We start from the raw sequence: 26,946 nt of genomic DNA on the forward strand, positions 1-26,946 counted from the left end.
TGAGTTCCTTTCTTTCTTAGCTAATTCGCCATTTGAGATAGGCATCGATAAAACCATCAAGATCTCCATCCATGACCTTATCTACTTGGGAAACTTCAAAGCTTGTTCGGTGATCTTTTACCATAGTATAAGGCGTGAAAACATAAGAACGGATCTGACTTCCCCATGTGATTTCTTTTTTCTCACCTTTGAGAGAATCAACTTCCGCAGCTTTCCTTTCTTGCTCCATCTGATAGAGCTTAGCCTGCAACATCTTCATGGCACGATCTCTATTTCCATACTGGGTACGATCGACCGTTGATTGGACGACAGTTCCTGTAGGAATGTGTGTCAAACGCACACCTGTTGAAACTTTATTGACGTTTTGTCCACCAGCACCACCTGAACGGAAGGTATCCATTTTGATATCATCTTCACGAATTTCCACTTCGATGGTATCATCCAGCTCAGGCATAACCTCTACGGATGTAAATGAAGTATGGCGACGTTTGGCAGAGTCAAATGGTGAAATACGGACTAAACGGTGAACACCCATTTCTGATTTAAGTAGTCCGTATGCATTGGGACCTTCAAAAGACAAGGTCACAGACTTGATACCTGCTTCATCACCTGCCTGGTAATCCAAGACTTCTACTTTAAAGCCTTTTGCATTTCCATAACGAGTATACATGCGGAGCAACATATCCCCCCAGTCCTGAGCCTCAGTACCACCAGATCCTGGATGAATTTCCAAGATGGCATTATTATGGTCATAAGGTTCCGACAAGAGAAGGGTCATCTCGTAGTTGGTCATCATCTTATCCAACTCGGTTAGCTGCTCGACCAGTTCATCATGGACTGACTCGTCTTCTGCTAAAAAGTCCAATAAAATCTCAACTTCATCCTGCAACTCTTCCATTTTACGGAAGGTGTTGTAGGTGTTTTTTAATTCATTTAATTCTTGCGACGTTTTTTGGGCCGCGATATTATCGTTCCAAAAATCAGGTTCTGTCATCTTGTTTTCCAAGATGGCAATCTCTTCCTCTAAGCCTTCGAGGTCAAAGAGACCCCCTGAAAGAAGCTAATTTTTCACGATTTGCGTCAATTTTTTGACGAATTTCTGAAATGTCCATAGATACTCCTTTTCATATCGTTTTATTATACCATAATCTCTTATTTCTTTCCATATTTTGCTTTTCATCGCTTTTTGTGGCAAAAGAAAAGAGGCCCGAAAGCCTCTGGTTTAAAGGACTTTGGCAGAGGTCTGAGTAATCTCCTCCACTTGAATTCCTTCTTTTTCAAACTTATCCTTTAATGAAGTCAAATCGATTTTTCCATCAATTTGAACTTCGATGACGACCTTCCCATCCTTACGTGGAATGTTAACTGTGTGCGAGATATTTAGATTTTCTTCTACGATTAGAGCTACAATTTTTCCCAGTACACCGACTTCATTTTCTGTGATAAAACGAACGCGGATTCCCTCTTCTCCGTATCCGGCAATTTCCAAGAATGCCCGAAAGACATCGCGATCTGTAATTACTCCATAAACTTGATGGTTGTCTACGACTGGTAATATCCCAATTTTATTTTTCAGCATCAGATAGGTCGCATCTTCTAGACTAGCATATCCAGAAACAGTCACGACATCTCGAATCATCACATCTTTTACTTTGGTTTTATTCAAAAGATAATTCATCTCATAGATAGAGAGACTTGTTGCTTTAGATGGGCTAGCTTCCGCGATGGTTCCTTCTGTTACCAATCCGACTAATTGATCATTTTCGATAACAGGTAAACGGTGCAAACCTTGCTCGCGCATCAAATCTGCTGCGTGTGCTACAGTCGTATCTGGACTGATATAAACTACCTTACGGGTCATGAAATCTTTAACTGCCATGAGACTTCTCCTTCTATATTGCTACTTTTATTATACACTTTCTTAGAAAATCTATCAAACGCTTTCATCTCTTTTTCAAGATTTTGAATAATTTGAGAAGTTTGCATAAAATGCCAGTGTAAATTAAAAGGGAACCGAAGTCCCCTCTCTTCTTAAATCGTAACAGTGTCTCGATCTTTTATCATATAACGTTTCAGTGGGCTAAGACTAGCTAGCCAGTATAGTAGACCACCAAATAGCGCAGTAAATCCGCTACCAGTTGTGATTAAAAAGATTGGACTTTGAATTTGTGCGGTTACAGGGTTGTAAACAAATAGTACCGCTACCAATAAGGAGATAAACACACAAGACAAGCCAACTAAGTTAAATCCTTTAGTAAACTCGTAGGCATCATGCCCTTCAAGGAAATAGGCTGAACGCAAATCGAGTTTTCGTTTTCTTAAGATAAAATAATCGACAACTATCATACCAATAATTGGCCCCTGAATATAGGCGGCTAGGGAGATGAAGGATCCGAAATACTCTTCTACTCCTCCCCAGATAGTGAGTAGACTCACGTAAACCATGGCAATCCAAACCATTAGTTTATAGCTTACTTTGGGCATCCCACTTTTTACAATCATACAGTTCACATATGATCCTGTCCCTTGGGTTCCAATATTGGCAAAGGCTACTAGTAGTAGACTTAAGAGAGCAAAGGCTGGGGTGCTTAGAGTTGATAGCATGGTTGTTGGATCACTTTCATACACACCTGTTTTGACAAACATGGCTAGAGCCATGACTCCACCTGTCGCAACGAAGAATGGAGCCACAACTCCGTATGATAAGGCTGTAGCCCAATAACCACTGCGTTCTGATTTTGCCAAACGTGGCAAGACCAATGCTTGTGTAGACCAAGAGAAGGCAAAGGCAACATTTCCTTCTCCAGAGAGCATGAAGCGTTCTAATGGCGTCAAATCTCCTTGAGTGGCTGGTTGGATATTCATAATATCAGTTATAGGAACGGCGACAAAGCAGATTCCAACGATAATCAGACCGACAATCAATAAGGCGATAACCAAAAAGCGATTGGTCCATTTAATCACTTCTGGACCTCCAAGAGCAATGAGAGTCCCAAGAAGAACACAGAGGGTACCAAGAATAGGCGCCCATACTCCCTTGTCCAAACCAAGACCAAAATTATTTGCCAAATGAATCATGGAACTGGCAAAAAGATTGGCCGCAACAGCATACCACCCAAAGTTAGCCAAGCTAATAATGGTTGATAACAGGGCTACACCTCTTTTTCCTAGAACGGCTCTCAACCAAATCCACAAATCAATTCCATACTTAACCGCAAATAAAATAGGAAGACATTCAATAAAGACCCAGATAATGTTAAAGCTAAAAATATTTATCAACATTTGATTAAAGGTCAAATATTGAGCTACATAGGCTCCTTGGGTATAACACCAAGTAGCAATGGCAAAACCACTTGTCGATAGAAAGAGATCCCAGAAAGAATACTGACGATCCTTATTGGTCATGGGAACAATTCCGGTTATGGTTTCTTGTTGGATATAGTCATTCATTTTAGACATGTTATTGAATTCCTCCCGTCATTGCTAAGATAATCAAAACAAGGTTGATTAGGACTATGGAGATGATTAAAATGAAATCACTTTTTAGGAAGGGTTGAACAAACTCGTAGTTTGGCGACTCCATTTCTTCCAATCTTCTCTTTGTTTCAGTTGCTACTAAATCTTCAATTTCGAATGTCGTTTTCATCTTAGTTTTCCTCCAAATACAAGTCAAGGGCCAGTTGTCCATATTGTTTGGTATAGCGATACCAGATGTAGAGGAACTCACCAACTGGTTTTCCGACACTCTCCTGGAACAAAGCCCACAAGAACCAATAATATGAGGTCACTGCTACATAAGCCAAATAGTGACGTTTGGTTTTCTTATCTGGAACTCCTTGTAGATACAATTCCAGTACTTTTTCAGCATCTGCTACAGTATAATTGGAACACGCGATAAAGGTGCCCAAATCTCCTGCTGGCTCTCCCATTCCAGAATATTCCCAGTCAATCAAGCTCATTTCGCCTGCTTCATTCAACAAGAAATTAGGACTATAGGAATCTCCATGACAAAGGACAACCTGTTTGGGATCATTCTGTAAATAATTTTTGAGAAGTGAAACAATTTCATCCAATTCCTCGAGGCCATCAAACTCAAATCGATTTCTAGCCTTCAATTTTTCTCTAAAATCATCAATTCCCTCAAATTGGTCAAAGGAATGTCCCGTTTTTTCTCCAGATTGGTGTAACCGTCTCAAGAGGTCCATTGCTTTTGTCACATCATCCCAATTTTCATAGTCAAGTTGCTTAGCATTGGGAATAAATTCTGAAATTTTCCAGCCCTCATCCTTGTTCATAGCTACAAAGGTACGATCAATCTTTAATTTTGCGGCAATTTCCATAGAAGCTGCTTCACTAGCTCGATCGATATAATTTTCAGTTCCCCTGCCCGGATGTCGGTAAACATATTTTTTCCCTAGACAGTCAAATGAAAACGAAGTGTTGGTCAAACCGTCTTTTAGGGGTTTAATATTGACAATATCTGAAGCCACACACTTTAATGTCTTGCAGATATTATCAATAATGGCCGAATCTGCATTTACCAAATAACGTTCATCAAATTGACGAAGTTCATCTAGTGAATCAAATTCTTTAACAATATCCGCTGAATAGTGACGAGCTTCTAAAAGGAGTTCCTTGACATGCCGACTATAATAATCCTCCCAAAGCTGTTCCCGATAAGGTTCGTGCTTAAACTCGGTTTCTAAAACTTCCTTGAATTTCTCGCTAAATGCACGGTCGAAATAAACGTGCCCCACCATGGCCCAAGTATTTTCTCCACCAATCTGGATATCAATGATCGTGTGATTCGAATCCTCTATAGCACAATATTCGTCCGTTTGACCTTCTGCAAATATGGTCGAGTAATAACCTCTATAAATATATTGCTCAAACGGATTTTCCACAAAATAATTATCCGATGAACAAATATAAGTGTTGGAAAGTTGATTTTTAACCAACATGAGAGATGAACAGTTATTGTATTTGTAGTAGTCATTATTCACTACAATTTTTACACCAAATTTCTCAGCAAGATAGAACATTTTTTCTTGAAGATAGCCTACGATAACGGTTATATCTTCTATTCCTGCTTCTTGCAGTTGTCTGATTTCCCTCTCTATCAAGCGTTCCCCCTTAACTTGAAGCAATCCTTTAGGAATCTCATAAGACAAAGGAGCAAAACGACTACTCATTCCAGCAGCCATTATAATAGCATTTTCTACTCGATAGGGCTCTAAAACTTTCTGGCCTAGTTCTGTTAAGTGATGCTCCTCATCAATCCACTTCTCTTCTTTCAGTTTTTTCAATAATGTGTTAACTGTCCCTACAGATAGACCTAACTCTTCAGCTAACTGTCTCTGAGTAAAGGTCTTTTCTTTATGTATCAACATAAACCGCAAAAGTTTAAATTGTTTTTCTGTTACCATTCATTAGTCCTCCTGTTCAATTTCCACTTACCCATATTATAATATGAACAAAAATGACTGTCAATTCAAACACGAAATCATCTAGTTAAAATTAAGGCACCATTTCATCTATTTCCAAAATCCAACTATAAACGAAAAAGCTCCTAAGTTGGAGCTCCAGAACATTCTATCATCTGATGATTGGGAAAGTAAGTCCCTGTTATAGGATGATTGTTTGACCATCTTCATCTAACCATTGAAATGTCCCCCGGTCTATAGAGGGATTGCTTATGCAACTCTCATCCACCGACTAAAACAATCCACTGGATTGTTTTAGCCACCTAGATATGCTTTTCTGACTTCTTCTGATGAGGCGAGTTCTTTTCCTGTTCCTGATAGGACAATCTTGCCCGTTTCAAGTACATAACCACGGTCAGAGATAGCAAGGGCCTTGTTAGCGTTCTGTTCAATTAGGAGAACCGTTGTTCCTTGCTTCTGAATATCTTGAATGATGTCAAAAATTTCTTGGATAAAGATTGGGGCAAGTCCCATTGACGGTTCATCCAAGAGAAGGAGCTTAGGTGTAGACATGAGAGCGCGTCCCATAGCCAGCATCTGCTGTTCACCACCTGAAAGAGTTGCCGCATCTTGGTTTTTGCGTTCTTCCAGACGAGGGAAACGTGAAAAGACTTTTTTCAAGTTGGCTTGATTTTCTTCACGATTTTTCTTCAAGAAAGCTCCCATTTCCAAGTTTTCCATAACAGTCAAACCTGGGAAAACATGGCGTCCCTCAGGAACTTGTGAAAGGCCACCTGCCACGATTTTTTGCGCTGGCAACTTTTGAATTTCTTTTCCTAAAAACTCAATTTTACCAGCACTTGGGCGAACCAAACCTGAAAGGGTACGAAGAATGGTTGTTTTACCAGCACCATTGGCACCGATAAGGGAAACAACTTCTCCTTCATTAACCTCGAAACTCACATCACGAACTGCTTGGATCATACCATAATGTACAGAGAGGTTTTCAACTTTTAACATAGGCATTAGGCTTCACCTCCTAGATAAGCTTCGATAACACGTTTATTCGTCTTAATTTCGTCAGGAGTTCCCTGAGCAATCAAACGACCATATTCAAGAACATAGATACGCTCAGTGACTTCCATAACCAAATTCATATCGTGTTCGATGAGCATGATAGTAATTTTAAATTCATCTTTGATACGACGGATCAGTTCTGTCAATTCAGCTGTTTCTTGAGGATTCATCCCAGCTGCCGGTTCATCCAAAAAGAGAATTTTAGGTTCAGTTGCCAGAGCACGAACGATTTCTAATCGACGTTGTTGACCATAGGCCAGATTCTTGGCAAGAGTATCTGCGTCACCATCCAAATCAAAAATCTTCAGCAAGTCCAAAGCTTTGCTTTTTAATTCTTCCTCGTTCTTATAAAAAGCTGGTAGGCGTAGGAAGCTCGCAAGGACATGTTGTTTATGATGATTGCTGAATGCGATCAAAACATTTTCCAAAACTGTCAAGTCCCTGAACAAACGAATATTTTGGAAGGTACGACTGAGACCAAGTGAGGCAATCTTGTAGGGAGTTTTCCCATTTAGGAGGTGACCATCTAGTGTCACAGTACCTTCGCTTGGTTCATAAACACCGGTCAAGAGATTGAAAAGGGTTGTTTTACCAGCCCCGTTTGGTCCAATCAGACCAACCAACTCTCCCTCGTTCAATTCAAGAGTGACATCTCCAACAGCTGTTAGACCGCCAAAATGTTTGGTTAACTGTTTAACTTCAAGTAATGCCATTAGTTTTGTCCCTCCTTCTTAGATTTTTTAAAGAAACGTGACAGACTCAATTCCCATGTTCCAAGGAGTCCACCTGGTCTGAAAATCATGACCAATACCAAGGCCAAAGCGTAAATAATCATACGCACGCTAGCAACATCTTGAAGGAGCATATTTAAAATTCCTAAAACAATCGCTGAAACGATGGTACCAGTAATCGATCCAAGTCCACCAAATACAACGATAATCAACACATTGATGGAATTAATAAAGGTGTAATCTTTTGGCACAACAGATCCGATAAAACCAGCCTGAAGTGAACCAGCAATACTTGCTGTAATAGCACCAAAGACAAAAGCGATAATCTTGATCTTTGTAGTGTTTACCCCAACAGACTCTGCAGCAATCTCATCCTCACGAACAGATAGAGTAGAGCGTCCGATTGGACTACGTAGAAAATTGAGAGTTGCAATAGTTGTGATCACCACAAAAAGATAAACCATTTGCCAGTTGGTAAAGTTTGGAATACCCAAGATACCAGCAGCACCGTTGGTCAAACTTCCACCATTAATGATAAAGATACGAATGATTTCTGAAACACCTAGTGTCGCAACAGCCAGGTAGTCACCCTTCAAACGGAGTGTTGGAATACCAACGAGCAAAGCGACTGCACCAGAAATCAAGGCACCCAAGACCATTGCTCCAAAGAAGGCACCATAGGTTGGTGATTTTGAACCAATAATCGCTGCTGCATAAGCCCCAATCGCCATAAAACCTGCATGACCAAGTGAGAATTGTCCTGAAAAACCAACGATTAAGTTCAGACCTACTGCAAGGATGATATTAATCCCAATTTGTTCTAAAATTTGGACATGGAATAGATTGAGAACACCAGCAGAAACCAGTACATTAATCAATCCATAACCCGCTAACAGAAGGAATAACCAGAGAATATTTACTTTAAGATTTGTCTTCATTGTTTACACCTTCTCTTTCACATTCTTACCAAGGATACCTGCAGGTCGAACAATCAGAATCAAAAGCAAGATCCCATATACGATGGCATCACGGAAATCAGACATACCGAAGGCAGTAGCAAATGTTTCCAACAAGCCAATCACAAATCCTCCTAGAGCTGCACCAGGAATAATCCCGATACCACCAAGTACGGCCGCAACGAATGATTTTAGACCTGGAGTCACACCCATCAACGGTTCAAGAGAGTTGTAGTAAAGGGCAATGAGGACACCTGCTGCACCAGCAAGGGCTGAACCCAAAGCAAAGGTAAAGCTGATTGTACGATTTACATTAATTCCCATCAATTGAGCTGCGTCACTATCAACTGATACCGCACGCATGGCTTTCCCCATTTTTGTTTTTTGGACGATCAATTGCAATAAAACCATCAAGAGTACAGAAACTGCTAAAATCATCAATTGAACATTTGTCAAGCTAATTGGCCCCAAGTCAAAGCGAACTGTTTCAATTGCTTGAGGGAAGGCACGAGTATTGGCGCCTACTAGATAAACCATTCCGTATTCCAGTAGGAAAGACACTCCGATGGCAGTAATCAATACAGCAATACGTGTAGAGTGTCGCAAAGGACGGTAGGCAAGAAATTCAATCACAACACCAAGTAGTGCGGTTCCTGCCATTGAAATAATCAAAGCTAAAAAGAAATCCATTTGGAAGGAATTAATCAAAAAGTAACCAATAAAGGCACCTATCATATAAATATCACCGTGGGCGAAGTTGATGAGTTTGATAATTCCATAAACCATGGTATAACCCAAGGCCAAAAGTGCATAAACACTACCCAGAATTAAACCATTCACAAGTTGTTGGAGCATAGCATTCACTCTTTTCTATCGTTATTTTTTAGAAAATTTCATCATTTTCACAAGTTCATAAACACCGAAACAGGGAGTGAGTCAAAGGCTCATTCCCTATTTCAACTACTATTCTAATGTTATGGTTTTACAACTTCTGCTGCTTCTACTTTACCATTGTTCATGGTCATCATGTAAGCAGTTTTCACTGTATTGTGGTCAGCATCAAAGCTCGTTTGACCAGTTACACCATCAAAATCTTTTGTTTTAGCAAGGTTATCCTTGATCTCACCTGAGTTTTTAGCACCTTTTGCAGCATTGGCTACTAGGTAAACTGAGTCATAAGCCAAGGCTGAGAAGGTTGAAGGCTCTTCATTATATTTAGCACGGTATGCTTCAAGGAAGGCTTTAGCTTTTTCAGAAACATCAACTGTAGTTGAGAATCCTGAGATGAAGTAAATGTTTGATGCTTTTTCAGCTGTTGCTTGTTGAACAAATTCTTCACCGTTAAATCCATCACCACCAACGATTGGTTTATCAATTCCCATACCACGGGCTTGGTTTACAATTTTACCTGCTTCTGTGTAGTAGCCTGGAACAACGATAGCGTCAAACTCTTTCCCTTTCATTTTAGTAAGTGCTGCTTGGAAGTCTGTATCACCTGCTACAAACGTTTCATCTGCTACAATCTCACCCTTGTAGGTTTCGCGGAAAGATTTAGCAATACCTTTAGCATAGTCACTAGCATTGTCCGTATAAAGAACAACCTTCTTAGCATTCAACTTGTTTGTTACATAGTTAGAAATAATCTTCCCTTGGAAGCTATCTTGGAATGTTCCGATAAATAGGTAATCTTGACCTTTAGTCAAACCGTCTTGAGTAGCACTTGGTGAAATCAATGGCACTCCAGCTTTGGTAGCGTTAGCTACAGCTGCAGCAGTTGCACCAGATGTCGCAGGCCCTACAATAGCTGCTACTTTTGATTGGGTAACAAGGTTCGTTGTAACAGAAGCTGCTTCGGCAGTCTCTGACTTGTTGTCTTTGTCTACAACTTCGATTTGTTTTCCATCGATACCACCTGCTGCATTGATTTCATCAACGGCAAGTTGAGCTCCTTTTTGTTCAGATGTTCCGTAGGCTGCTACGGCACCTGTTTCTTCAAAGTTAAATCCGATTTTAATTGTCTTTTCATCGACTGAGTTACCAGCAGCGTTTGAGGCTCCTGATTTGACCTCTCCACAAGCAGCGAGAAGGGCTACGCTAGCAAGGGCCACAAAAGATAGGGCAAATTTTTTCTTCATTTTTTATCTCCTTATAATATTGTTCCAAAATAGTATGTTAAGAATATACCGAATTATCAGAAAATTGTCAACCTTTTTATTCACTTTTTTAAATGATAACGTTTTCTTTATTTCGATAGAGATTGCCAACAAAGGGAGTTTCTAACTCTTGAATGTGACACCGTCTAATTTTCTTGATAAATCTTTCCTTACCTAATCTCTCTACTAAGTCATCTAACTCCTCAGTTGGAACATAGAGTTGCAAATAGCGATGCTTCTTAGAATGGTAACAGATGTCACCGTATTCCTGAAGTTTCTTTGCATCCCGATTATAGTAAAGATAGATGATTAATCCTGAACGATTGACCTTTTCAAACATGATAAATCCTCTTTCTAAGAAATCTTCTCCTATTATATCAAAAAAAGCAAACCCCGTCGAGTTTGCTTTTTAGCTTGGTTAGCTCAAAGAATTGTTGGCCATGATTTCATCAATAAAACCATACTCAAGTGTTTCTTGGGCACTCATCCAGTAATCACGTTCTGCGTCTACATGAATTTGCTCAACTGTTTTACCAGAGTTATCTGCAAGAATTTGCTCCAAAGTCTTACGAGTTTTGAGCAAGTGTTCTGCAGCGATTGCCATATCTGTTTGTTGGGTACCACCGCCTGTACCACCCATTGGTTGGTGAATCATGTACTCTGCATTTGGAAGCATAAAGCGTTTGCCTTTTGCACCACTTGATGCAATGATAGTCCCCATTGAGGCTGCCATCCCCATAACGATTGTTTGGACATCTGCCTTGATAAAGTTCATGGTATCAACGATTGCCAAACCAGCTGAAACAGAACCACCCGGAGTATTTACATAAAGGTAAATATCTTTTGTACTGTCTTGGGCATCCAAGAAGAGCAATTGGGCGATAACGGAGTTGGCCATGTTGTCTTCAACTGGTCCAGTCAACATGATGATACGATCTTTTAGTAGACGTGAGTAAATATCATAGGAACGTTCTCCACGGCTTGTTTGTTCAATAACTACAGGAATCATTCATTTCTCCTTTTATGTTGAATTTTCTTAGTCTTACGACTCAATACAGAACTATTATATCTTTTTGGTCAAAAAAGGTCAAATTTTTGCTCTATTCTCTAAACAGAAACAAAAACTCAACCTCCTTTCAAGTTAAAAACGAACTTCTAGTTTCACTATTTACTTTGGGATTTTATTTAGTACCGAACAAGCGGTCTCCAGCATCTCCAAGACCTGGAACGATATAACCGTGTTCGTTCAAGCGTTCATCCAAAGCCGCAGTAAAGATTTCTACATCTGGGTGTGCTTCTTGAAGGGCTTTTACACCTTCTGGAGCAGATACCAGGCAGACAAACTTGATATTTGAAGCACCACGTTTTTTAAGCGAATCTACAGCCAAGATTGCTGAGCCACCTGTTGCAAGCATTGGGTCAACGACAAAGATTTGACGTTGGTCAATATCTTCAGGCAATTTCACCAAGTATTCAACTGGTTGAAGGGTTTCTTCATCACGGTACATACCGATGTGTCCAACTTTTGCTGCTGGAACCAGATTCAAGAGACCATCTACCATCCCGATACCTGCACGCAAGATTGGAACAATCGCTAATTTTTTACCAGCCAATTGTTTTTGAACGGTCTTTGTAATAGGTGTTTCGATTTCAACGTCTTCAAGTGGAAGATCACGAAGTACTTCATATCCCATCAACATTGCAATCTCATCTACTAGCTCACGAAAAGCTTTTGTAGAAGTGTCTGTACGACGCAAGATTGACAATTTGTGTTGAATGAGTGGATGATTAATGACTTCAATTTTTCCCATTTTCTGAGTTCCTTCTTTCAATTTATTCTTCTTATTATATCAAAAAACGGTTTAAAAAGCTTTCTAAACCATTTATTTTTATTAATTTTTAAATCAAATCTGCCTCTTGGAGAGCTGTCTGAACAGTCTCTAATGGTAAATGGGTTAGCTCGGTCCCTTTTTCTTGATAGAGGTATTTGGCATAGTCATCCATTCGGTACTGGTTGATATAAACCACGCGCTTGCAACCAACCTGTAGCAGTTGTTTGGTGCAGTTCAGACAAGGGAAATGGGTCACATAGGCTGTAAAACCTCTGGGAACCCCTCGTTCGGCTCCTTGCAAGATGGCATTAACCTCGGCGTGAAGGGTTCGGACACAGTGACCTTCAATGACTAAACATTCGTGGTCAATACAGTGCTCCGTTCCCGATACGGAACCATTATAGCCTGTTGAAATGACTTTATTGTCCTTGACTAGGACAGCTCCCACCTTGGCACGTTTACAGGTCGAACGATTGGCAATCAGTAAAGCCTGGGCTGCAAAGTACTCATCCCAAGCCAGTCTTTTTTCTGTCATAAATCTTCTCCTTTTCCTCTATTTTTTGAAAAATGGCAAGCGTAAATCGGCAATCTTTTCAGCTGGAACCTTCATGCCATCCTTGATCCATTTGAGCAGGACTGATACGATGGCAGAACTCCAAAAGGAATGAAGGTAGCTGCTAACGCCTTTTGACTTTCCGTGGTATTTTTCCAGAAATTCCTGCATGGCTTGGACAAAAATCTTTTCTAAGTGGTAGTCCAGAGCAAGTTGGATGACCTTGGCTTCTTTCTTGGCTGCACGGAAAAGGTGAACCCAGACTAGATAAAGGTCTGTTTTGACATCGTAGTGGCTCAACTGTTCCATAATATTATGGACACTGCGTTTAAAGACGCTTTCCAAAATCTCTTCTTTGGAGTCATAGTTACGATAGAAGGCGGCACGAGAGACGCCCGCCCGCTTGACTAATTCTGAAATACTGATCTTTGCCAAGTCCTTTTTCTCTAGAAGTTGCAAAAGAGCCGTCTCGATTGCTTCTCTGGTTAAAAAATTGGATTCTTGATTTGATTTTCTGAGATTTTCAAGAGAGTTTTCAGATATTCTACGTTCAGACATAACAATTTCTTTCTACTTGTAACAACAGACGGATGGTGCTTTTGTTTCAAGGACATTCATGATACAATTGTAAAAAAAGACAGAACCTTTGTCAATGTATAAGTGACAAAGATGGAGAATTTCTATGACTTGGAAGATTGTGGCTGACTCTGGTTGTGATTATCGCCAACTGGCAACTCCTGCTATTGATACTGAATTTGTTAGTGTTCCTTTAACCATTCAAGTAGCTGATCAGGTCTTTATTGATGATGCCAATCTTGACATTGACCACATGATGGAAACCATGTATGCGACTTCTGAGGCTTCAAAATCAGCTTGTCCTAGCCCTGATGATTACTTGCGTGCATTTGAAGGTGCTAAGCATATCTTTGTCGTTACTATCACTGGTACTCTTTCAGGTAGCCATAATAGTGCACAGCTCGCTAAAAATATCTACCTTGAAGAACACCCTGACACTCAGATTCATGTGATCGATACATTGTCTGCAGGTGGTGAGGTTGACTTGATTGTCGAAAAAATCAATAGCTTGATTGATCAAGGACTTTCTTATGAGGAAATTGTTGAAGCCATTACAGCCTACCAAGAAAAAACGAAGTTGCTCTTTGTCCTTGCTAAGGTCGATAACTTGGTCAAAAATGGTCGTTTGAGTAAGCTTATCGGTACAGTTGTTGGCCTTCTCAACATCCGTATGGTTGGGGAAGCAAGTGAAACTGGAACCCTAGAACTGCTCCAAAAAGCGCGTGGACCAAAAAAATCCCTTCAAGCAGCCTATGAAGAACTCATCAAGGCTGGCTACGCTGGTGGCCGTATCGTCATGGCTCATCGCAGCAATGAAAAATTCTGTCAGCAATTGTCAGAACGCTTGCTGGAAACCTTCCCACAAGCCAATATCAAAATCATCCCGACGTCTGGTCTCTGCAGTTTCTATGCAGAAGATGGCGGTTTATTGATGGGATATGAAATTAACTAAGATTATGAGCAACAAGAGATGCCAAGCATCTCTTGTTTTTTGTGGTACAATAGAGCTATGAAACATTTTGATACTATTGTCATCGGTGGAGGGCCTGCTGGCATGATGGCTACGATTTCCAGTAGCTTTTATGGTCAGAAAACTCTTCTCATCGAAAAAAATCGGAAACTCGGAAAAAAATTAGCTGGTACCGGTGGTGGTCGTTGTAATGTGACCAACAATGGAACTTTAGATGACCTTCTGGCTGGAATTCCTGGAAATGGACGCTTTCTGTACAGTGTCTTCTCCCAGTTTGATAACCACGATATCATCAACTTTTTTACGGAGAATGGTGTTAAACTTAAGGTCGAGGATCACGGACGCGTCTTTCCTTCCAGTGACAAATCTCGGACCATTATCGAGGCCTTGGAAAAGAAAATCACTGAACTAGGTGGTCAAGTTGCTACTCAAACGGAGATTGTTTCGGTTAAAAAGATAGACGACCAGTTTGTCCTCAAGTCCGCAGACCAAAGCTTCACTTGTGATAAACTCATTGTCACAACTGGCGGAAAATCCTATCCGTCTACTGGTTCTACTGGTTTTGGACATGAAATCGCCCGTCATTTCAAACATACTATTACCGAGCTTGAAGCTGCTGAGAGCCCATTGTTGACTGATTTTCCACACAAAGCGCTTCAAGGGATTTCACTAGACGATGTGACCTTAAGCTATGGCAAGCATATCATCACTCACGATCTGCTCTTTACCCACTTTGGTTTGTCGGGCCCTGCTGCCTTGCGTATGTCCAGCTTTGTCAAGGGTGGGGAAGTTCTTTCACTGGATGTTTTGCCTCAACTTCCTGAGAGCGACTTGGTGGCATTTCTAGAAGAAAATCGGGAAAAATCCTTGAAAAATGCTTTAAGAACCTTATTGCCAGAACGCTTGGCAGAATTTCTTGTGCAAGGCTATCCTGAAAAAGTCAAACAACTAACTGAAAAGGAACGAGACCAACTGCTCCAGTCCATCAAGGCCCTAAAAATCCCTGTGACTGGCAAAATGTCTCTTGCCAAGTCCTTTGTCACCAAAGGTGGCATCAGCCTCAAGGAAATCAATCCTAAAACTCTGGAAAGTAAGCTCGTTCCTGGACTTCACTTTGCTGGCGAGGTCCTGGATATCAATGCCCACACGGGTGGCTTTAACATCACTTCTGCCCTCTGCACCGGCTGGGTGGCAGGCTCCAATCCAATAAATACCAAATAAGAAAGGAAGTCCTTTGGAACATATTATTTTACTAAGAGGCGTTACTCCTAATGGAAAAAATGCTATCCCGAAAATGTCTTATTTGGTAGATATTTTGACAGAAGCTGGTTTTCAACACGTTCGAACCTATATTCAAAGTGGGAATATCATTCTTGAGAGTGACTCAGATTTAGAAGAAATACGAGAACGCATTCATACTTTGATAAAGGAAAAAATTGGGGCCGACTTAAAAATGGTTATCAAGAATAAGAACGATTTTGAAAAGATTGTTCATGAGAATCCATTTAAAGAAGACTATCTTCATGATCGTGTGCATGTAATTCTTTATCAAGGACTTATCCAAAGTCTGCCACTAGAAAAATTGAAAACTGACTACGGCGAGGAAGAAATCTGTGTAGGCGATTACTGTCTCTACCTCTATCTTCCTAGAACTGCAAAACAAAAAAAGCTCAATACCAACTATCTTGAAAAATTGTTTGGCGTGGTTCTGACCATGCGAAAGTTAAACGTCGTGGAAAAGTTACTAACAAAATAGGAAAAACAATATGAACAGACGAGAATTAGTCGAATTTGTCAACATGTGTATGATTCAAAACGGAAACAAAGTTCTAGTTCAAGATCGAGTTGATCCTGACTGGCCTGGCATTACTTTTCCTGGTGGGCATGTAGAGCGCGGAGAGTCTTTTACCGATGCCGTTATCAGAGAAGTCAAAGAAGAAACTGGTCTGACCATTTCCAAACCCCAACTCTGTGGTATTAAAGACTGGTATGATGAGGAGGATTATCGTTACGTCGTCCTTTTTTACAAGACAGAACACTTTACTGGTGAGCTCCAATCTTCAGACGAAGGAAAGGTATGGTGGGAGGATTTTGATAATCTGTCTCATCTAAAACTTGCTACTGATGATATGTCTGATATGCTTCGTGTTTTTTTAGAAGAGAATCTCAGTGAATTTTTTTACTACAAAGACGGTGACGACTGGCTTTACGATTTGAAGTAAAAAATAGGCTAGGAAATTCCTAGCCTATTTATTCTGCATTTGTCTGAACGTAAGCAGCAATAACATCTGATGTGTATTGAGCTGTTCCAGCTCCAAATTTGTCAATGTTTTCCTTAAACTCTGGGTTATAGACGTAGCCTTTTCCGATATGGCCGAAGACCTCAATAGAGCAGTCAAATCCATAAGTACGAAGGGCTTGCAAGAGCTTAGCTGCTTGCTCTTGGTTTTCAGCTGCTGTTTCAGGCAGACCAGCTTGAAGATTTTGAGCCAAGGCTTGAAAGACTTGGTTAAAGGCAGTCGTAGCCTCGTCTTCACGGCCTTTTTGGCGCTCGAGGGCCTTATCCATGACTTCTTGACCATATTTTTCTACCGCCTCTTGGTGGTATTTTTGATGGTCTTGGTAGTTAAATCCAGCAAATTTCTCTTGAATACTCATTTCTCTTTCTCCTTTTTGTTCTTGAATAGTTTTTTGCAAGGTGGAAATCAAGGTATCCAGATGTCGCCTTTCTTGGGTCAAATAGTCCAACTGCCTAGTCAAATGGGGCAATAAATCTGTCCTTTCTTCCTTTAACAGCTCTGCTATTTTTTCTAAAGAAAAACCTAGATATTTATAATACAGAATAATCTGAAGGCGTTCCAAATCCTCCTGACTGTAGGTTCGATAGCCGTTTTCCGACTTTAAGGGAACCAGAAGCCCTATCTTATCGTAGTGGTGCAGGGTCTTGACAGAGACACCTGAAAGCTGCGCAGCTTCTTTTATATGGTACATGATTTCCTCCTTACAAGAAATAGTATAACCCCTCCCCTTAGGTCAGAGTCAAGTGTTTTTACGAAAAATTTTTAACTTTTTGAGAAAGGTGTGAAAACTTGAAAATGGTTTTCTTGACAGACCTTTGAAAACATGATAGGATAGTCAAGTCTATCAATCAAACAGAAGGCTCATAAAGAGCCATTGAGAGAAGGCTATTTGACAACTCAAGTAGCCTTTTCTTATTTTAAAAAAGGAGATTGGAGTTTCAACTATGTCAGAAAAATCGCAATGGGGTTCGAAACTAGGCTTTATCCTAGCATCTGCTGGTTCAGCCATCGGACTTGGTGCCGTTTGGAAATTTCCCTATATGACTGCTGCAAATGGCGGTGGAGGCTTTTTACTAGTCTTTCTCATTTCCACTATTTTAATCGGTTTCCCGCTCCTGCTGGCTGAATTTGCCCTTGGCCGTAGTGCTGGCGTTTCCGCTATCAAAACCTTTGGAAAACTAGGCAACAATAACAAGTACAACTTTATCGGTTGGATTGGTGCCTTTGCCCTCTTTATCCTCCTCTCCTTTTACAGTGTTATCGGAGGATGGATTTTAGTCTATCTAGGTATTGAGTTTGGGAAATTGTTCCAACTTGGTGGAACGGGTGATTATGCTCAGTTATTTACTTCAATCATTTCAAATCCAGCCATTGCCCTAGGAGCTCAAGCAGCCTTTATCTTATTGAATATCTTTATTGTATCACGTGGGGTTCAAAAAGGGATTGAAAGAGCTTCAAAAGTCATGATGCCCCTGCTCTTTATCATCTTTGTCGTCATCATCGGGCGCTCTCTCAGCTTGCCAAATGCCATGGAAGGGGTTCTCTATTTTCTCAAACCAGACTTTTCAAAACTAACTAGCGCTGGTCTCCTCTATGCTCTGGGTCAATCTTTCTTTGCTCTCTCACTAGGAGTGACAGCCATGCTGACCTATGCATCTTACTTGGACAAGAAAACCAATCTGGTCCAGTCAGGGATTTCCATTGTCGCTATGAACATCTCTGTATCCATCATGGCGGGTCTAGCCATTTTCCCAGCCATGTCAGCCTTCAATATTCAGTCTGAAGGGGGACCAAGCCTGCTCTTTATCGTCTTGCCTCAACTCTTTGACAAGATGCCTTTTGGAACTATTTTCTACATTCTTTTCCTCTTGCTCTTCCTCTTTGCGACGGTTACTTCTTCTGTCGTGATGCTGGAAATCAATGTGGGCAATATCACCAATCAGGACAACCGCAAGCGTGCTAAATGGAGTGCTATTTTAGGAATCTTGACCTTTGTCTTTGGAATTCCTTCAGCTCTATCCTATGGGGTCATGGCGGATGTTCACATTTTGGGGAAGACCTTCTTTGATGCTATGGACTTCTTGGTTTCCAATCTCCTCATGCCATTTGGAGCTCTCTGCCTGTCGCTCTTTACAGGCTACATCTTCAAAAAGGCCCTTGCTATGGAGGAACTCCATCTCGATGAAAGAGCATGGAAACAAGGACTTTTCCAAGTCTGGCTTTTCCTCCTTCGTTTTATCATTCCTATTATCATCATCGTGGTCTTTATCGCCCAATTTATGTAATCAAAAAGGACTTGAGTAGTGAACTCAAGCCCTTTCTTTTTTATGGATGACTAACAATCAATTCCAAACCTTGACCTTCCAAAGTCCAAGCTTCGACATCACTTGGTAGGATAAAGTGGCTACCTTTTTGGATTGGATAGTTTTTCCCGTCAACAGTAAGCTGACCTTGACCAGATAAGACACTCAACAGGCTATAGTCAGCTGTCTTTTCAAAGTCAACTTTCCCAGTAATTTCCCACTTGTAAACTGCGAAGAACTCGCTAGAAACGAGGAGTGTAGAACGCAGGTCATCAGCTTTGACAGTGACAGGGCGGCTATTAGCAGGCTCACCAATGTTTAAAACATCGATAGATTTTTCAAGATGAAGTTCACGCAAGTTGCCCTTGTCATCCTTACGGTCAAAGTCATAGACACGGTAGGTGGTATCGCTAGACTGCTGGGTTTCAAGAATCAAGATACCTGCACCGATAGCGTGCATGGTACCACTTGGCACATAGAAGAAATCTCCAGCCTTAACTGGCACTTTTGTCAGTAAGGCATCCCAGTTTTTGTCTTCGATTTGCTGGCGGAGTTCTTCTTTTGACTTGGCATTGTGACCATAGATAATCTCTGAACCTTCGTCTGCTGCGATGATATACCAGCACTCTGTTTTTCCGAGCTCGCCTTCATGTTCTAATCCATAGGCATCGTCTGGGTGAACTTGGACGCTGAGCCAGTCATTGGCATCGAGAATTTTGGTCAACAGTGGAAATACAGGCTCTGGACGGTTGCCAAACAATTCACGGTGCTCCGCATACAATGTAGCTAGATCTGTTCCCTCAAAGCGCCCATTAGCGACCTTAGAAACTCCATTTGGGTGAGCTGAGATAGCCCAGTATTCACCAATTTTTTCACTTGGAATGTCGTAACCAAACTCATCACGTAGCTTGGTTCCACCCCAGATTTTTTCTTGCATAACTGATTGTAAAAATAATGGTTCTGACATCTTATTCTCCTGTCTGTTTTTCTCACCTCATTATAGCAAAAAGCTAGATCTAATTGAACTCTTTTTCACATCTTATAAAGTAGGGAGAAGATTTTATAAAAATAGTGAACAAATGTTCTCTACTTAATACTTGCACCATTGCTGGCAATGACATCCTTGTACCAGTAGAAGGATTTCTTCTTGCTCCGTTTGAGACTTCCTTGACCTGCATTATCACGATCCACATAGATAAAACCATAGCGCTTGTTCATTTCGCCTGTTCCAGCTGAAACCAGATCTATACAACCCCAAGTCGTATAACCAAGCAATTCAACGCCATCTTGGTAAATAGCATCTCGCATAGCCTTGATGTGGGCTTCTAGATAAGCAATCCGATAGTCATCCGCTACATAGCCATTTTCATCTGGCGTATCCATAGCACCGAGGCCATTTTCTACGATGAACATAGGTTTTTGATAACGATCCCAGATGGCATTGAGAGTGATACGAAGCCCCAGTGGGTCAATCTGCCAACCCCATTCAGAGGATTCAAGATAAGGATTTTTGATAGAGGCAAAGACATTTCCAGCTGTCAGATTCCTCACTTCTGGATCGCCTGAAGCCACTCGACTCGCATAATAAGAGAAGGAAACAAAATCAACAGTGTAATTCTTTAACAAGTCCAAATCCTCTGCCGTCATTTCTATCTCAACTCCCTCACGCTCCCACTGCTTCTTGGCATAGTTTGGATATTCCCCACGCGCTTGGACGTCAATGAAGAAGTAACTCTTGCGGTCTTCTTCCATGGCTGCCCAGTAGTCTCTCGGATGGACAGTGTTAGGATAATATTGCCCTGCTGCCAACATACATCCCACCTTGTTTTCTGGATCAATTTCGTGAGCAATTTTAGTCGCCATAGCCGAGGCTACTAACTCGTGGTGGGCTGCTTGGTATTTGACCTGATCTTGATTTTCTCCTTCTTCAAAACAAATCCCTGCTCCTAAAAAGGGGGCATGCAAAATCATATTGATTTCGTTGAAGGTTAGCCAGTACTTGACCAAGCCCTTGTAACGGGCAAAGAGGGTACGACAGAGATTTGCGTAAAAGTCCAACATGCGACGGTTGCGCCAACCACCGTACTCCCTGATTAAGTGCATGGGGCAATCGAAATGCGTGATGGTCACCAGAGGTTCAATCCCATACTTGTGGCATTCCTTAAATAAATCCTCATAAAAAGCTAGACCAGCTTCATTTGGCTCTGCTTCATCTCCCTTAGGAAAAATCCGAGTCCAAGCAATGGAAAGTCGATAGGTTTTAAAGCCCATTTCTGCAAAAAGCGCAATATCTTCCTTGTAATGGTGGTACATATCAATGGCTTCCTTTGCTGGGTAAAAATAGCCCTCCTCAAACGAAAACATCTTTTTCTGACCTGTAATAATGGCCTCACGGTCTGGACCAATCGGTACCACATCCACATTAGCAAGACCACGACCGTCCTGATTATAAGCACCCTCACATTGATTAGCTGCCGTAGCACCACCCCAGAGAAATCCTTCTGGAAATTGTAGTATTTCTGTCATCACTTTACCTCACTTGATTTGCTAATTCTAGTATACCATGAAAAGTAGTGAAAGTTTGATACTGTTCTATATTATTCCATTAGCTGGCCCCCACTTTTAGAGTACATTTCAATCCTATCACTACTTCTTGTTATTTTCTACATTTTCCCAGAGGTTAGTCGTTTCATTCTTGCTACCAAAAAAGTGAGAACTATTAGAAAAATAGAGCCTAACCCAAATAATCCATTTCTTTTCTTCTCTCCTGTATTTGGGAGATTTCTTTTTTGTTCTGGTTTATTCGAACCCTTTGTTTCAACACTATTTCCTTCCTCTTTTATTTTTGTTTTATCTATATCTAGAGAAGAAATAGAAACATCATGACTCTCTACTTTATTTCCCTCGTTTTCTTTACCCCCACCTATAATCGATTGATTGCTTTCAGTAGGCGGAGTGGTGTCATGGCCTTCCGTAGGCTTTTGCTCTTGAGTCAATTCGGATAGATTCTTCACAAAACTAACCATCTCTATGCTAACGAAACCAGTTTGTTTTTGTTGTGACTGCCCAGTAAATTCAATACCAATTTCTTTAACACTATCACGATTTTTAATTCCACTAATATCAAATCTTAATTCTGTCAACTCATCTGAAACCTTTTGAGCTTCTGAATTAACCCATTGCCAACTGTCTCCAACCTTTAAGAATAGTTTAGCCGATACAGGTACTGTTGTTTTCACGCGTGCAACATACCAATCATAGCTACTCAAGTCCTGACCTTTTGTCAATTTTACCTCAGTCTTTTCACCTGATTCAGCATTTACCTGAGCCACTAGTTGTTTTTCTTTGACATGAATATCCGGTCCCTGCCAGTCTAATGAATCACCTTCAAATGTAAAGGTCAAAGGTTGATATTTTTTCTCACCCTCCTTATCCGGAACAGGTGGTAACTGGGGATCTTTGAGTGCTTGAATGGTGTCAAACTCAATACTACCTACTCCTTTTTCTCCTCCCACATAAAAGGCGAATTGTGTCACTTTTTTTAAGCGTTCCTTTGTAATGCGTGCTTCTTGATGACTTTCCCAGCCTGCTGGTTTAAATTCAGAAAATGGAATGGTCACTTTTCCATTTATAGCTTGAGAAAGATCAATATCTTTTTCAAAACTAACTCCCCCAATCTGAACTTGAACAGTCAAATGCTGTTTAGGATGGGCCACTGTTTTCATTTCAAAAGTAAGAGCATTCCGATCTTCCCAATTCTTATCGAAAGAAAGCTGACGTCCCGCATAACCATTATTTGCAATCGTATAGTCATATCGCATCTTATACTTTCCTTTTTCCGCTGCTGCTTGCAGAGAAAGTGAGATAGGATCTCCATTTGAAGAGTAAGCTTTTTCTAACAGACTATCTTCCCCTAGATAATTTTCAAAATCATCTACTAAATAGGGTGACGGTTGCACTTTCTTAGTATTTACAAAAAGTGTATAGGATTGAGTTTCCACTAAATCATTTTCATTATAGTATCTTAAAGTCAAAGTATGAGCTTTATTATCCATACTATCTGATATCTGCAATTCCCCCTGGAAATAATCACCTACTTTTGATAATTCCCTTTCCTCACCAGCAAATACATAGGTTACCCGACTGTCTTCAGGAAGACCCTTGGTAACTATAGTTGATTTTCTTGACCCTACAAGAGAATGATCTGCCGGTCGAATCAAATAACGCTGGCTCTTTCTTTCACTTACAGGTATTGTTTTATTTGTCCCATAAATCTTACCAACTTCATTTCGAAAAAGAGTATTATTATCTTTATAGAAATCTTGGAAATCCTTCAATAACTCATGATTTCCACCTAAGTTACCATTAATGTCTTTATAAGGGGTATAAAGGTTATTAACTGTATCAAAATTAGCCCAAGTCATCATATAAGCAATCTTTGAAGCTTCCGAATCTCCAGTAATAGCCTTAAAAATCCGAGTGTACCAATCCAGCGTATTTCCTTTTTCTTTTAGTCCTTGTGCACTGTAGCCAAACTCTGTTAATGCAGCAATCTTCCCCTTAGACTCAGCTAGAGAAACAATTTTATTAAGATCCTTTAGAAGCGATGACATATAAGCTTCCGATCCAGCATTTTCTTTGTTATCATAACTATCAATACCAAATATATCAACATAGGCATCACCCGGATAGGTTTTCAAATAGCGATCATTACCTGCACCAGGAGAGTAAGCATATAAAATATTATGAACACCTTTTTTATCCCTTAAGTACTCTACAGTATAACGATACAAGGCCTTGTACTGCTCTGGGTTTGTCGTACTTTCTCCCCACCAGAACCAACTACCTATTTGTTCATGAAATGGTCTAAAAATAAAGGGAATAGACTTATTGTCAGTGGTTTTCAAGCTATGAGCTAACGTTGCAATATTGTCTAACCAAGCGTTGAATTTATCATTTGCCTTCCCTCCAGGTAAGATTTCATTCACTACATCTCCTGATGTATCTTTAAAATCTCCACCGGTCACAAAATTATAAGGATGGGTACTGAGAGTTAAAATTCCTCCGAGATTGTGGGCTTTTTTCATGGATTGGATGAGATTTTGAATGCTTTGTTGAACATCTCCCTCAACACCAGGTTTCTCGTGTCCATCAATTGAAAGAGTGTCCCAGCCAAATACTGCTGGATAATCTCCAACTGCATTCTTCACATCAGACTCCTCTGAAGCAATCCTTTGACCTTTTTCTGTCAGCGTCACTCCTTCATCTAGCGCATGTTGTTGTCCAAATAAAACTTCTTTTTTCCCATTCAACTCTTTTAAGTAGTTAAACAACTCTTTTGTTTCTTGTGTTGCTTGAGTGTCTACAATCGCTACCTTATTCTCCTCAGCCTTCTTTTCAGAAGAGGGGGCATTAGTTTCCGATACTTTACCAGTTACAGGGGTAATTTCTCCGTTCACCTCTCCTGTGGCTTCTTTTTCTTCTACTTTTTCAATACGAGGTGTTTCTACAGTCACCGTATTTTCATCTGAAGGTGCTAGTACTGAATTTTCTGTGGCTAACACAGATGGAGCCAATAGTAAACTTGTTCCTAGTGTAAGTCCTAGGATAAATTGTTTTTTCATGAATTGCTTCCTTTTTATTCTAAAAAAAGAGAAACAGATGCCATTCGCAGGCTCTATCAAGCATCCGCTCACGAATCCGTTTCTCTTATTGTTAATCTATCGCATTTTTTTCAATGACTCCTTTGAGCCAGTATCCTGATTTTTTGATGGTTTTAACTTGCGTATGAATGTCATTTGAAATTAGACCATAACGATTGCGATAGGCATTTGTCCAAGACCAACAGTCAATAGGCGTCCACAAGTGATAACCGAAACAATTTGATCCTTCTTGGATTCCCTTGTGAAGCCATTCCAAATGTTCCTTGATAAAGTTAATACGATAATCGTCTTGGATCTGACCATTTTCACCCATGAAACGTTCTTCTCGAGAAACTCCCATTCCATTTTCTGATACGAACCACGGTATGTTCCTGTAATTGTCTCTCACATTTACAGCGATATCATATAAGGCTTTTGGATAAATTTCCCAGCCCTTATCAATGTTCATTCTGCGACCAGGCATGTCGTAATTGTCATAGTAACGACTTGGAAGCCAGTCTCCAACTGAGTCTGGAGAGATATCTGGTCTCTTTACACGATTTGGATGATAGAAATTCACCCCTAAGAAATCAACTGTATTCTCAGCAAAGAGTTCCTCATCTCCCGCTTCTGTTTTCCAAAGGACTCCATCTTTTTCAAGGACTGAAACAAGCTCCTCTGGAAAATATCCATGTACTGCAGGCTCCAAGAACATCTTATTATTCCAAAGTTCTGCAAAATGAGCTGCAGCTTGATCTTCTGGTTCTTCGGAAGCCGCATAGGTAGGAGTTAGATTTAAAACAGTACCGATACGTCCACCTTCTTTATCAAATCCCTTTTCACGGTAGAGCTGGATTGTTTTAGCTGTTGCTAAGTTCAAATGATAGGCTACCTGCACCGCTTTTTTACCATCTACTAGCTTTGGATAGTGGAATTGGTAGAGGTACTCACCATCAACGACTACCATTGGTTCGTTATGAACCACCCATTCCTTGACTCTGTCACCAAAATGTTGGAAACATTTTTCTGCAAATCCGACAAAAAGCTCAACTACATGACGAGATTCCCATCCTCCATATTTGTGGTAAAGCTCCACTGGAAGATCAAAATGATGAAGGTTAAAGATAGGACGGATACCATTCTCTAAAAAAGTATCGATGACGCGATTGTAATAATCAACCGCCTGAAGATTAACCGTATTCGTCTCTAAATCATCGATTAGTCGTGTCCACTGGATGGATGTGCGTACGCTGTTTAGGCCAACCTCTTTCATTTTTGCAATATCATCCGCATAGCTATTATAGAAATTTGAAGCCGTATCTGGTCCTACATAGTTATAAAAAGCTTCTGGCTCCATATCATACCAGTAGTCAAACATATTTTTATGTTTTTTGTCAAAACGCCCTTCACTTTGAGGACCTGACGTTGCAGCTCCCCACCAAAAATTTTCTGGAAATTGTCTCATAGAATCACTTCTCTTTCAAATAATTTTTCTCTTATAAAATCTTGATATTGTGGCAGATACTCATGTCCATATTCTGGATAAAACAGAATCTCCTGGATGGTTTTTGCCTGATTAATAACAGCGAATTGAGTTTTGGGATGGCAAATAGAATCATCAAGCGCCATCGCCCAATAGATTTCTCCCTCAATCCTTGGTACTAAGTATTGAATGTCAATATAATCTAGAGTTGAAAAAATCTCTTCTTCTCGCTGATGACGAGGATCTCTTTGTCGAAACCAATAAGCTAGTTCCTCGTAAGCGGATTGGTTTACATCTAAACGATAGGCTTCACGATAATCACTGAGAAAAGGATATTGCACAAAAACCTTAGAAACAGACGGCATTAAAGCTGCACAAACGAGAGCCAAAGCTCCACCTTGAGATACGCCATAAGACACTATTTTACGGGAATCAACCTCAGGCATCGTCATTACAATTTTTGTCAATTGATAAACATCCTGAAAGATTGACCGATAAAAAAGGTTCTCTGCACCTTCTTCTATTCCTCGAATTAAATGCCCTCTCAAAGTGGCATATTTGGTAGATGAACCATCTTCTGAAATTCCGCCTTGACCACGAACATCCATGGCAAAGACGATCATCCCTTCTGAGGCTAAACCTATTTTATCACTCCAGTCACCTGAGCTCGAATGGTAACCATGAAACTGGAGAAGAGCTGGGAGTGGTTTCATACATTTCTTGGGACAGATCATCTGGCAGGAGATTTTAGAGCCTCCAATTCCTGTAAAGGTAAGAAGAAAACAATCAACTTGTTTGGAAGGGAGAAAAATTTTCTCCAGTTGATATTCTGTTCCCAGGGTGTCAACTTCTAACTTCGCTTTATCCCAAAATTTATCAAAATCAACTGGTTTCCTCTGGCTTCCCTTGTAATTTCCCCACTTTGAGATTGCTTCTTCTTTCAACAT

26 protein-coding genes are annotated in these 26,946 nt (G+C 40.5%); 5 read left to right on the plus strand and 21 right to left on the minus strand.

Annotated features, from left to right (window positions below; all coding sequences use genetic code 11):
* Positions 1-16 precede the first annotated feature (16 nt).
* From prfB to HMPREF1149_RS09045, 15 genes are all read right to left on the minus strand, one after another.
* A protein-coding gene (prfB, locus tag HMPREF1149_RS08975; RefSeq protein ID WP_155991711.1) for a peptide chain release factor 2 occupies positions 17-1,112 on the minus strand; the annotation gives its coding sequence in 2 pieces (ribosomal slippage) (positions 17-1,039 and positions 1,041-1,112; 1,095 coding nt in all).
* 110 nt (positions 1,113-1,222) lie between these two features.
* Positions 1,223-1,879 carry a CBS domain-containing protein gene (locus HMPREF1149_RS08980; protein ID WP_000268650.1) on the minus strand — a complete coding sequence of 219 codons (657 nt, stop codon included), beginning with the start codon at positions 1,877-1,879 and terminating at the stop codon, positions 1,223-1,225.
* 152 nt (positions 1,880-2,031) lie between these two features.
* Positions 2,032-3,459 (minus strand): cytosine permease, encoded by a 1,428-nt coding sequence (locus HMPREF1149_RS08985; protein ID WP_000041471.1) that lies wholly within the window; start codon positions 3,457-3,459, stop codon positions 2,032-2,034.
* Position 3,460: 1 nt separating this feature from the next.
* Positions 3,461-3,646, minus strand: a complete 186-nt coding sequence (locus tag HMPREF1149_RS08990) for a hypothetical protein (RefSeq protein ID WP_000858683.1) — start codon at positions 3,644-3,646, stop codon at positions 3,461-3,463.
* Between the two features lies 1 nt (position 3,647).
* Complete coding sequence (locus HMPREF1149_RS08995; protein WP_000255708.1) at positions 3,648-5,426, minus strand: phosphotransferase; 1,779 nt, start codon at positions 5,424-5,426, stop codon at positions 3,648-3,650.
* A 312-nt stretch (positions 5,427-5,738) separates the two neighbouring features.
* Positions 5,739-6,449, minus strand: coding sequence for an ABC transporter ATP-binding protein (locus HMPREF1149_RS09000; RefSeq protein WP_001132115.1), 711 nt, complete (start codon positions 6,447-6,449; stop codon positions 5,739-5,741).
* Complete coding sequence (locus HMPREF1149_RS09005; RefSeq protein ID WP_001186023.1) at positions 6,449-7,213, minus strand: ABC transporter ATP-binding protein; 765 nt, start codon at positions 7,211-7,213, stop codon at positions 6,449-6,451. The genes HMPREF1149_RS09000 and HMPREF1149_RS09005 overlap by 1 nt, the downstream gene beginning before the upstream one ends.
* A complete protein-coding gene (locus HMPREF1149_RS09010) occupies positions 7,213-8,169 on the minus strand; it encodes a branched-chain amino acid ABC transporter permease (RefSeq protein ID WP_000856253.1) in 957 nt (318 codons plus the stop codon). The genes HMPREF1149_RS09005 and HMPREF1149_RS09010 overlap by 1 nt, the downstream gene beginning before the upstream one ends.
* A 3-nt stretch (positions 8,170-8,172) precedes the next feature.
* Entirely contained in the window at positions 8,173-9,042 is an 870-nt protein-coding gene (locus HMPREF1149_RS09015) for a branched-chain amino acid ABC transporter permease (protein WP_000941409.1), read from the minus strand.
* Positions 9,043-9,161: 119 nt separating this feature from the next.
* Positions 9,162-10,322 carry an ABC transporter substrate-binding protein gene (locus HMPREF1149_RS09020; RefSeq protein WP_000726111.1) on the minus strand — a complete coding sequence of 387 codons (1,161 nt, stop codon included), beginning with the start codon at positions 10,320-10,322 and terminating at the stop codon, positions 9,162-9,164.
* Positions 10,323-10,410: 88 nt separating this feature from the next.
* Complete coding sequence (locus HMPREF1149_RS09025; protein ID WP_000462131.1) at positions 10,411-10,680, minus strand: YlbG family protein; 270 nt, start codon at positions 10,678-10,680, stop codon at positions 10,411-10,413.
* Between the two features lie 78 nt (positions 10,681-10,758).
* Entirely contained in the window at positions 10,759-11,349 is a 591-nt protein-coding gene (locus HMPREF1149_RS09030; RefSeq protein WP_000613462.1) for an ATP-dependent Clp protease proteolytic subunit, read from the minus strand.
* Between the two features lie 172 nt (positions 11,350-11,521).
* A complete protein-coding gene (gene upp, locus HMPREF1149_RS09035; protein WP_000515972.1) occupies positions 11,522-12,151 on the minus strand; it encodes a uracil phosphoribosyltransferase in 630 nt (209 codons plus the stop codon).
* 88 nt (positions 12,152-12,239) lie between these two features.
* Positions 12,240-12,707, minus strand: coding sequence for a deoxycytidylate deaminase (locus HMPREF1149_RS09040; protein WP_000136989.1), 468 nt, complete (start codon positions 12,705-12,707; stop codon positions 12,240-12,242).
* Positions 12,708-12,725: 18 nt separating this feature from the next.
* Positions 12,726-13,283 carry a TetR/AcrR family transcriptional regulator gene (locus tag HMPREF1149_RS09045; protein WP_000004151.1) on the minus strand — a complete coding sequence of 186 codons (558 nt, stop codon included), beginning with the start codon at positions 13,281-13,283 and terminating at the stop codon, positions 12,726-12,728.
* 124 nt (positions 13,284-13,407) lie between these two features.
* On the opposite strand from HMPREF1149_RS09045, the gene HMPREF1149_RS09050 reads away from it, so the two are divergent.
* Genes HMPREF1149_RS09050 through HMPREF1149_RS09065 form a run of 4 tightly spaced genes read left to right on the plus strand, consistent with a single transcriptional unit; the run spans position 13,408 to position 16,493 of the window.
* Positions 13,408-14,253, plus strand: coding sequence for a DegV family protein (locus tag HMPREF1149_RS09050; protein WP_000219948.1), 846 nt, complete (start codon positions 13,408-13,410; stop codon positions 14,251-14,253).
* Between the two features lie 57 nt (positions 14,254-14,310).
* On the plus strand, positions 14,311-15,492 hold the full coding sequence (locus tag HMPREF1149_RS09055; RefSeq protein WP_000680068.1) for an NAD(P)/FAD-dependent oxidoreductase: 1,182 nt from the start codon (positions 14,311-14,313) through the stop codon (positions 15,490-15,492).
* Positions 15,493-15,505: 13 nt separating this feature from the next.
* On the plus strand, positions 15,506-16,027 hold the full coding sequence (locus tag HMPREF1149_RS09060) for a DUF1697 domain-containing protein (RefSeq protein ID WP_000400047.1): 522 nt from the start codon (positions 15,506-15,508) through the stop codon (positions 16,025-16,027).
* 10 nt (positions 16,028-16,037) lie between these two features.
* Positions 16,038-16,493 (plus strand): 8-oxo-dGTP diphosphatase, encoded by a 456-nt coding sequence (locus HMPREF1149_RS09065; RefSeq protein WP_001081770.1) that lies wholly within the window; start codon positions 16,038-16,040, stop codon positions 16,491-16,493.
* A gap of 28 nt (positions 16,494-16,521) precedes the next feature.
* On the opposite strand, the gene HMPREF1149_RS09070 is transcribed toward HMPREF1149_RS09065, so the two are convergent.
* Positions 16,522-17,262 (minus strand): MerR family transcriptional regulator, encoded by a 741-nt coding sequence (locus HMPREF1149_RS09070; protein WP_000274763.1) that lies wholly within the window; start codon positions 17,260-17,262, stop codon positions 16,522-16,524.
* A gap of 253 nt (positions 17,263-17,515) precedes the next feature.
* On the opposite strand from HMPREF1149_RS09070, the gene HMPREF1149_RS09075 reads away from it, so the two are divergent.
* Positions 17,516-18,856 carry a sodium-dependent transporter gene (locus HMPREF1149_RS09075; protein WP_002879111.1) on the plus strand — a complete coding sequence of 447 codons (1,341 nt, stop codon included), beginning with the start codon at positions 17,516-17,518 and terminating at the stop codon, positions 18,854-18,856.
* 40 nt (positions 18,857-18,896) lie between these two features.
* Here HMPREF1149_RS09075 and manA read toward each other — a convergent pair whose 3' ends face one another.
* The 5 genes from manA to HMPREF1149_RS09100 all read right to left on the minus strand — a co-directional run bounded on the left by manA (position 18,897) and on the right by HMPREF1149_RS09100 (position 26,946).
* A complete protein-coding gene (gene manA / locus HMPREF1149_RS09080; protein ID WP_001294296.1) occupies positions 18,897-19,841 on the minus strand; it encodes a mannose-6-phosphate isomerase, class I in 945 nt (314 codons plus the stop codon).
* 119 nt (positions 19,842-19,960) lie between these two features.
* Positions 19,961-21,400 (minus strand): 6-phospho-beta-glucosidase, encoded by a 1,440-nt coding sequence (locus HMPREF1149_RS09085; protein ID WP_000136072.1) that lies wholly within the window; start codon positions 21,398-21,400, stop codon positions 19,961-19,963.
* Positions 21,401-21,537: 137 nt separating this feature from the next.
* Positions 21,538-24,498 carry a glycosyl hydrolase gene (locus HMPREF1149_RS09090; protein WP_000743853.1) on the minus strand — a complete coding sequence of 987 codons (2,961 nt, stop codon included), beginning with the start codon at positions 24,496-24,498 and terminating at the stop codon, positions 21,538-21,540.
* A gap of 91 nt (positions 24,499-24,589) precedes the next feature.
* Positions 24,590-25,981 (minus strand): glycoside hydrolase family 1 protein, encoded by a 1,392-nt coding sequence (locus HMPREF1149_RS09095; protein WP_001248731.1) that lies wholly within the window; start codon positions 25,979-25,981, stop codon positions 24,590-24,592.
* Positions 25,978-26,946, minus strand: coding sequence for an acetylxylan esterase (locus HMPREF1149_RS09100; RefSeq protein WP_000910480.1), 969 nt, complete (start codon positions 26,944-26,946; stop codon positions 25,978-25,980). The genes HMPREF1149_RS09095 and HMPREF1149_RS09100 overlap by 4 nt, the downstream gene beginning before the upstream one ends.

The organism is Streptococcus sp. BS35b (assembly GCF_000286475.1).
Lineage (GTDB): Bacteria > Bacillota > Bacilli > Lactobacillales > Streptococcaceae > Streptococcus > Streptococcus oralis_W.

What these genes read in the sequence shown, in the direction of transcription:
- HMPREF1149_RS09050 (WP_000219948.1), top strand. Translation starts at nt 13,408, where the DNA reads ATGACTTGGAAGATTGTGGCTGACTCTGGTTGTGATTATCGCCAACTG.
- HMPREF1149_RS09100 (WP_000910480.1), bottom strand. Translation starts at nt 26,946, where the DNA reads ATGTTGAAAGAAGAAGCAATCTCAAAGTGGGGAAATTACAAGGGAAGC.
- HMPREF1149_RS08985 (WP_000041471.1), bottom strand. Translation starts at nt 3,459, where the DNA reads ATGTCTAAAATGAATGACTATATCCAACAAGAAACCATAACCGGAATT.
- HMPREF1149_RS09070 (WP_000274763.1), bottom strand. Translation starts at nt 17,262, where the DNA reads ATGTACCATATAAAAGAAGCTGCGCAGCTTTCAGGTGTCTCTGTCAAG.
- HMPREF1149_RS09030 (WP_000613462.1), bottom strand. Translation starts at nt 11,349, where the DNA reads ATGATTCCTGTAGTTATTGAACAAACAAGCCGTGGAGAACGTTCCTAT.
- HMPREF1149_RS09040 (WP_000136989.1), bottom strand. Translation starts at nt 12,707, where the DNA reads ATGACAGAAAAAAGACTGGCTTGGGATGAGTACTTTGCAGCCCAGGCT.
- HMPREF1149_RS09075 (WP_002879111.1), top strand. Translation starts at nt 17,516, where the DNA reads ATGTCAGAAAAATCGCAATGGGGTTCGAAACTAGGCTTTATCCTAGCA.
- HMPREF1149_RS09055 (WP_000680068.1), top strand. Translation starts at nt 14,311, where the DNA reads ATGAAACATTTTGATACTATTGTCATCGGTGGAGGGCCTGCTGGCATG.
- HMPREF1149_RS09095 (WP_001248731.1), bottom strand. Translation starts at nt 25,981, where the DNA reads ATGAGACAATTTCCAGAAAATTTTTGGTGGGGAGCTGCAACGTCAGGT.
- HMPREF1149_RS09010 (WP_000856253.1), bottom strand. Translation starts at nt 8,169, where the DNA reads ATGAAGACAAATCTTAAAGTAAATATTCTCTGGTTATTCCTTCTGTTA.
- HMPREF1149_RS09005 (WP_001186023.1), bottom strand. Translation starts at nt 7,213, where the DNA reads ATGGCATTACTTGAAGTTAAACAGTTAACCAAACATTTTGGCGGTCTA.
- HMPREF1149_RS09015 (WP_000941409.1), bottom strand. Translation starts at nt 9,042, where the DNA reads ATGCTCCAACAACTTGTGAATGGTTTAATTCTGGGTAGTGTTTATGCA.
- HMPREF1149_RS09065 (WP_001081770.1), top strand. Translation starts at nt 16,038, where the DNA reads ATGAACAGACGAGAATTAGTCGAATTTGTCAACATGTGTATGATTCAA.
- HMPREF1149_RS09085 (WP_000136072.1), bottom strand. Translation starts at nt 21,400, where the DNA reads ATGACAGAAATACTACAATTTCCAGAAGGATTTCTCTGGGGTGGTGCT.
- HMPREF1149_RS09000 (WP_001132115.1), bottom strand. Translation starts at nt 6,449, where the DNA reads ATGCCTATGTTAAAAGTTGAAAACCTCTCTGTACATTATGGTATGATC.
- HMPREF1149_RS08995 (WP_000255708.1), bottom strand. Translation starts at nt 5,426, where the DNA reads ATGGTAACAGAAAAACAATTTAAACTTTTGCGGTTTATGTTGATACAT.
- upp (WP_000515972.1), bottom strand. Translation starts at nt 12,151, where the DNA reads ATGGGAAAAATTGAAGTCATTAATCATCCACTCATTCAACACAAATTG.
- HMPREF1149_RS09020 (WP_000726111.1), bottom strand. Translation starts at nt 10,322, where the DNA reads ATGAAGAAAAAATTTGCCCTATCTTTTGTGGCCCTTGCTAGCGTAGCC.
- HMPREF1149_RS08980 (WP_000268650.1), bottom strand. Translation starts at nt 1,879, where the DNA reads ATGGCAGTTAAAGATTTCATGACCCGTAAGGTAGTTTATATCAGTCCA.
- HMPREF1149_RS09090 (WP_000743853.1), bottom strand. Translation starts at nt 24,498, where the DNA reads ATGAAAAAACAATTTATCCTAGGACTTACACTAGGAACAAGTTTACTA.
- HMPREF1149_RS09045 (WP_000004151.1), bottom strand. Translation starts at nt 13,283, where the DNA reads ATGTCTGAACGTAGAATATCTGAAAACTCTCTTGAAAATCTCAGAAAA.
- HMPREF1149_RS08990 (WP_000858683.1), bottom strand. Translation starts at nt 3,646, where the DNA reads ATGAAAACGACATTCGAAATTGAAGATTTAGTAGCAACTGAAACAAAG.
- HMPREF1149_RS09025 (WP_000462131.1), bottom strand. Translation starts at nt 10,680, where the DNA reads ATGTTTGAAAAGGTCAATCGTTCAGGATTAATCATCTATCTTTACTAT.
- manA (WP_001294296.1), bottom strand. Translation starts at nt 19,841, where the DNA reads ATGTCAGAACCATTATTTTTACAATCAGTTATGCAAGAAAAAATCTGG.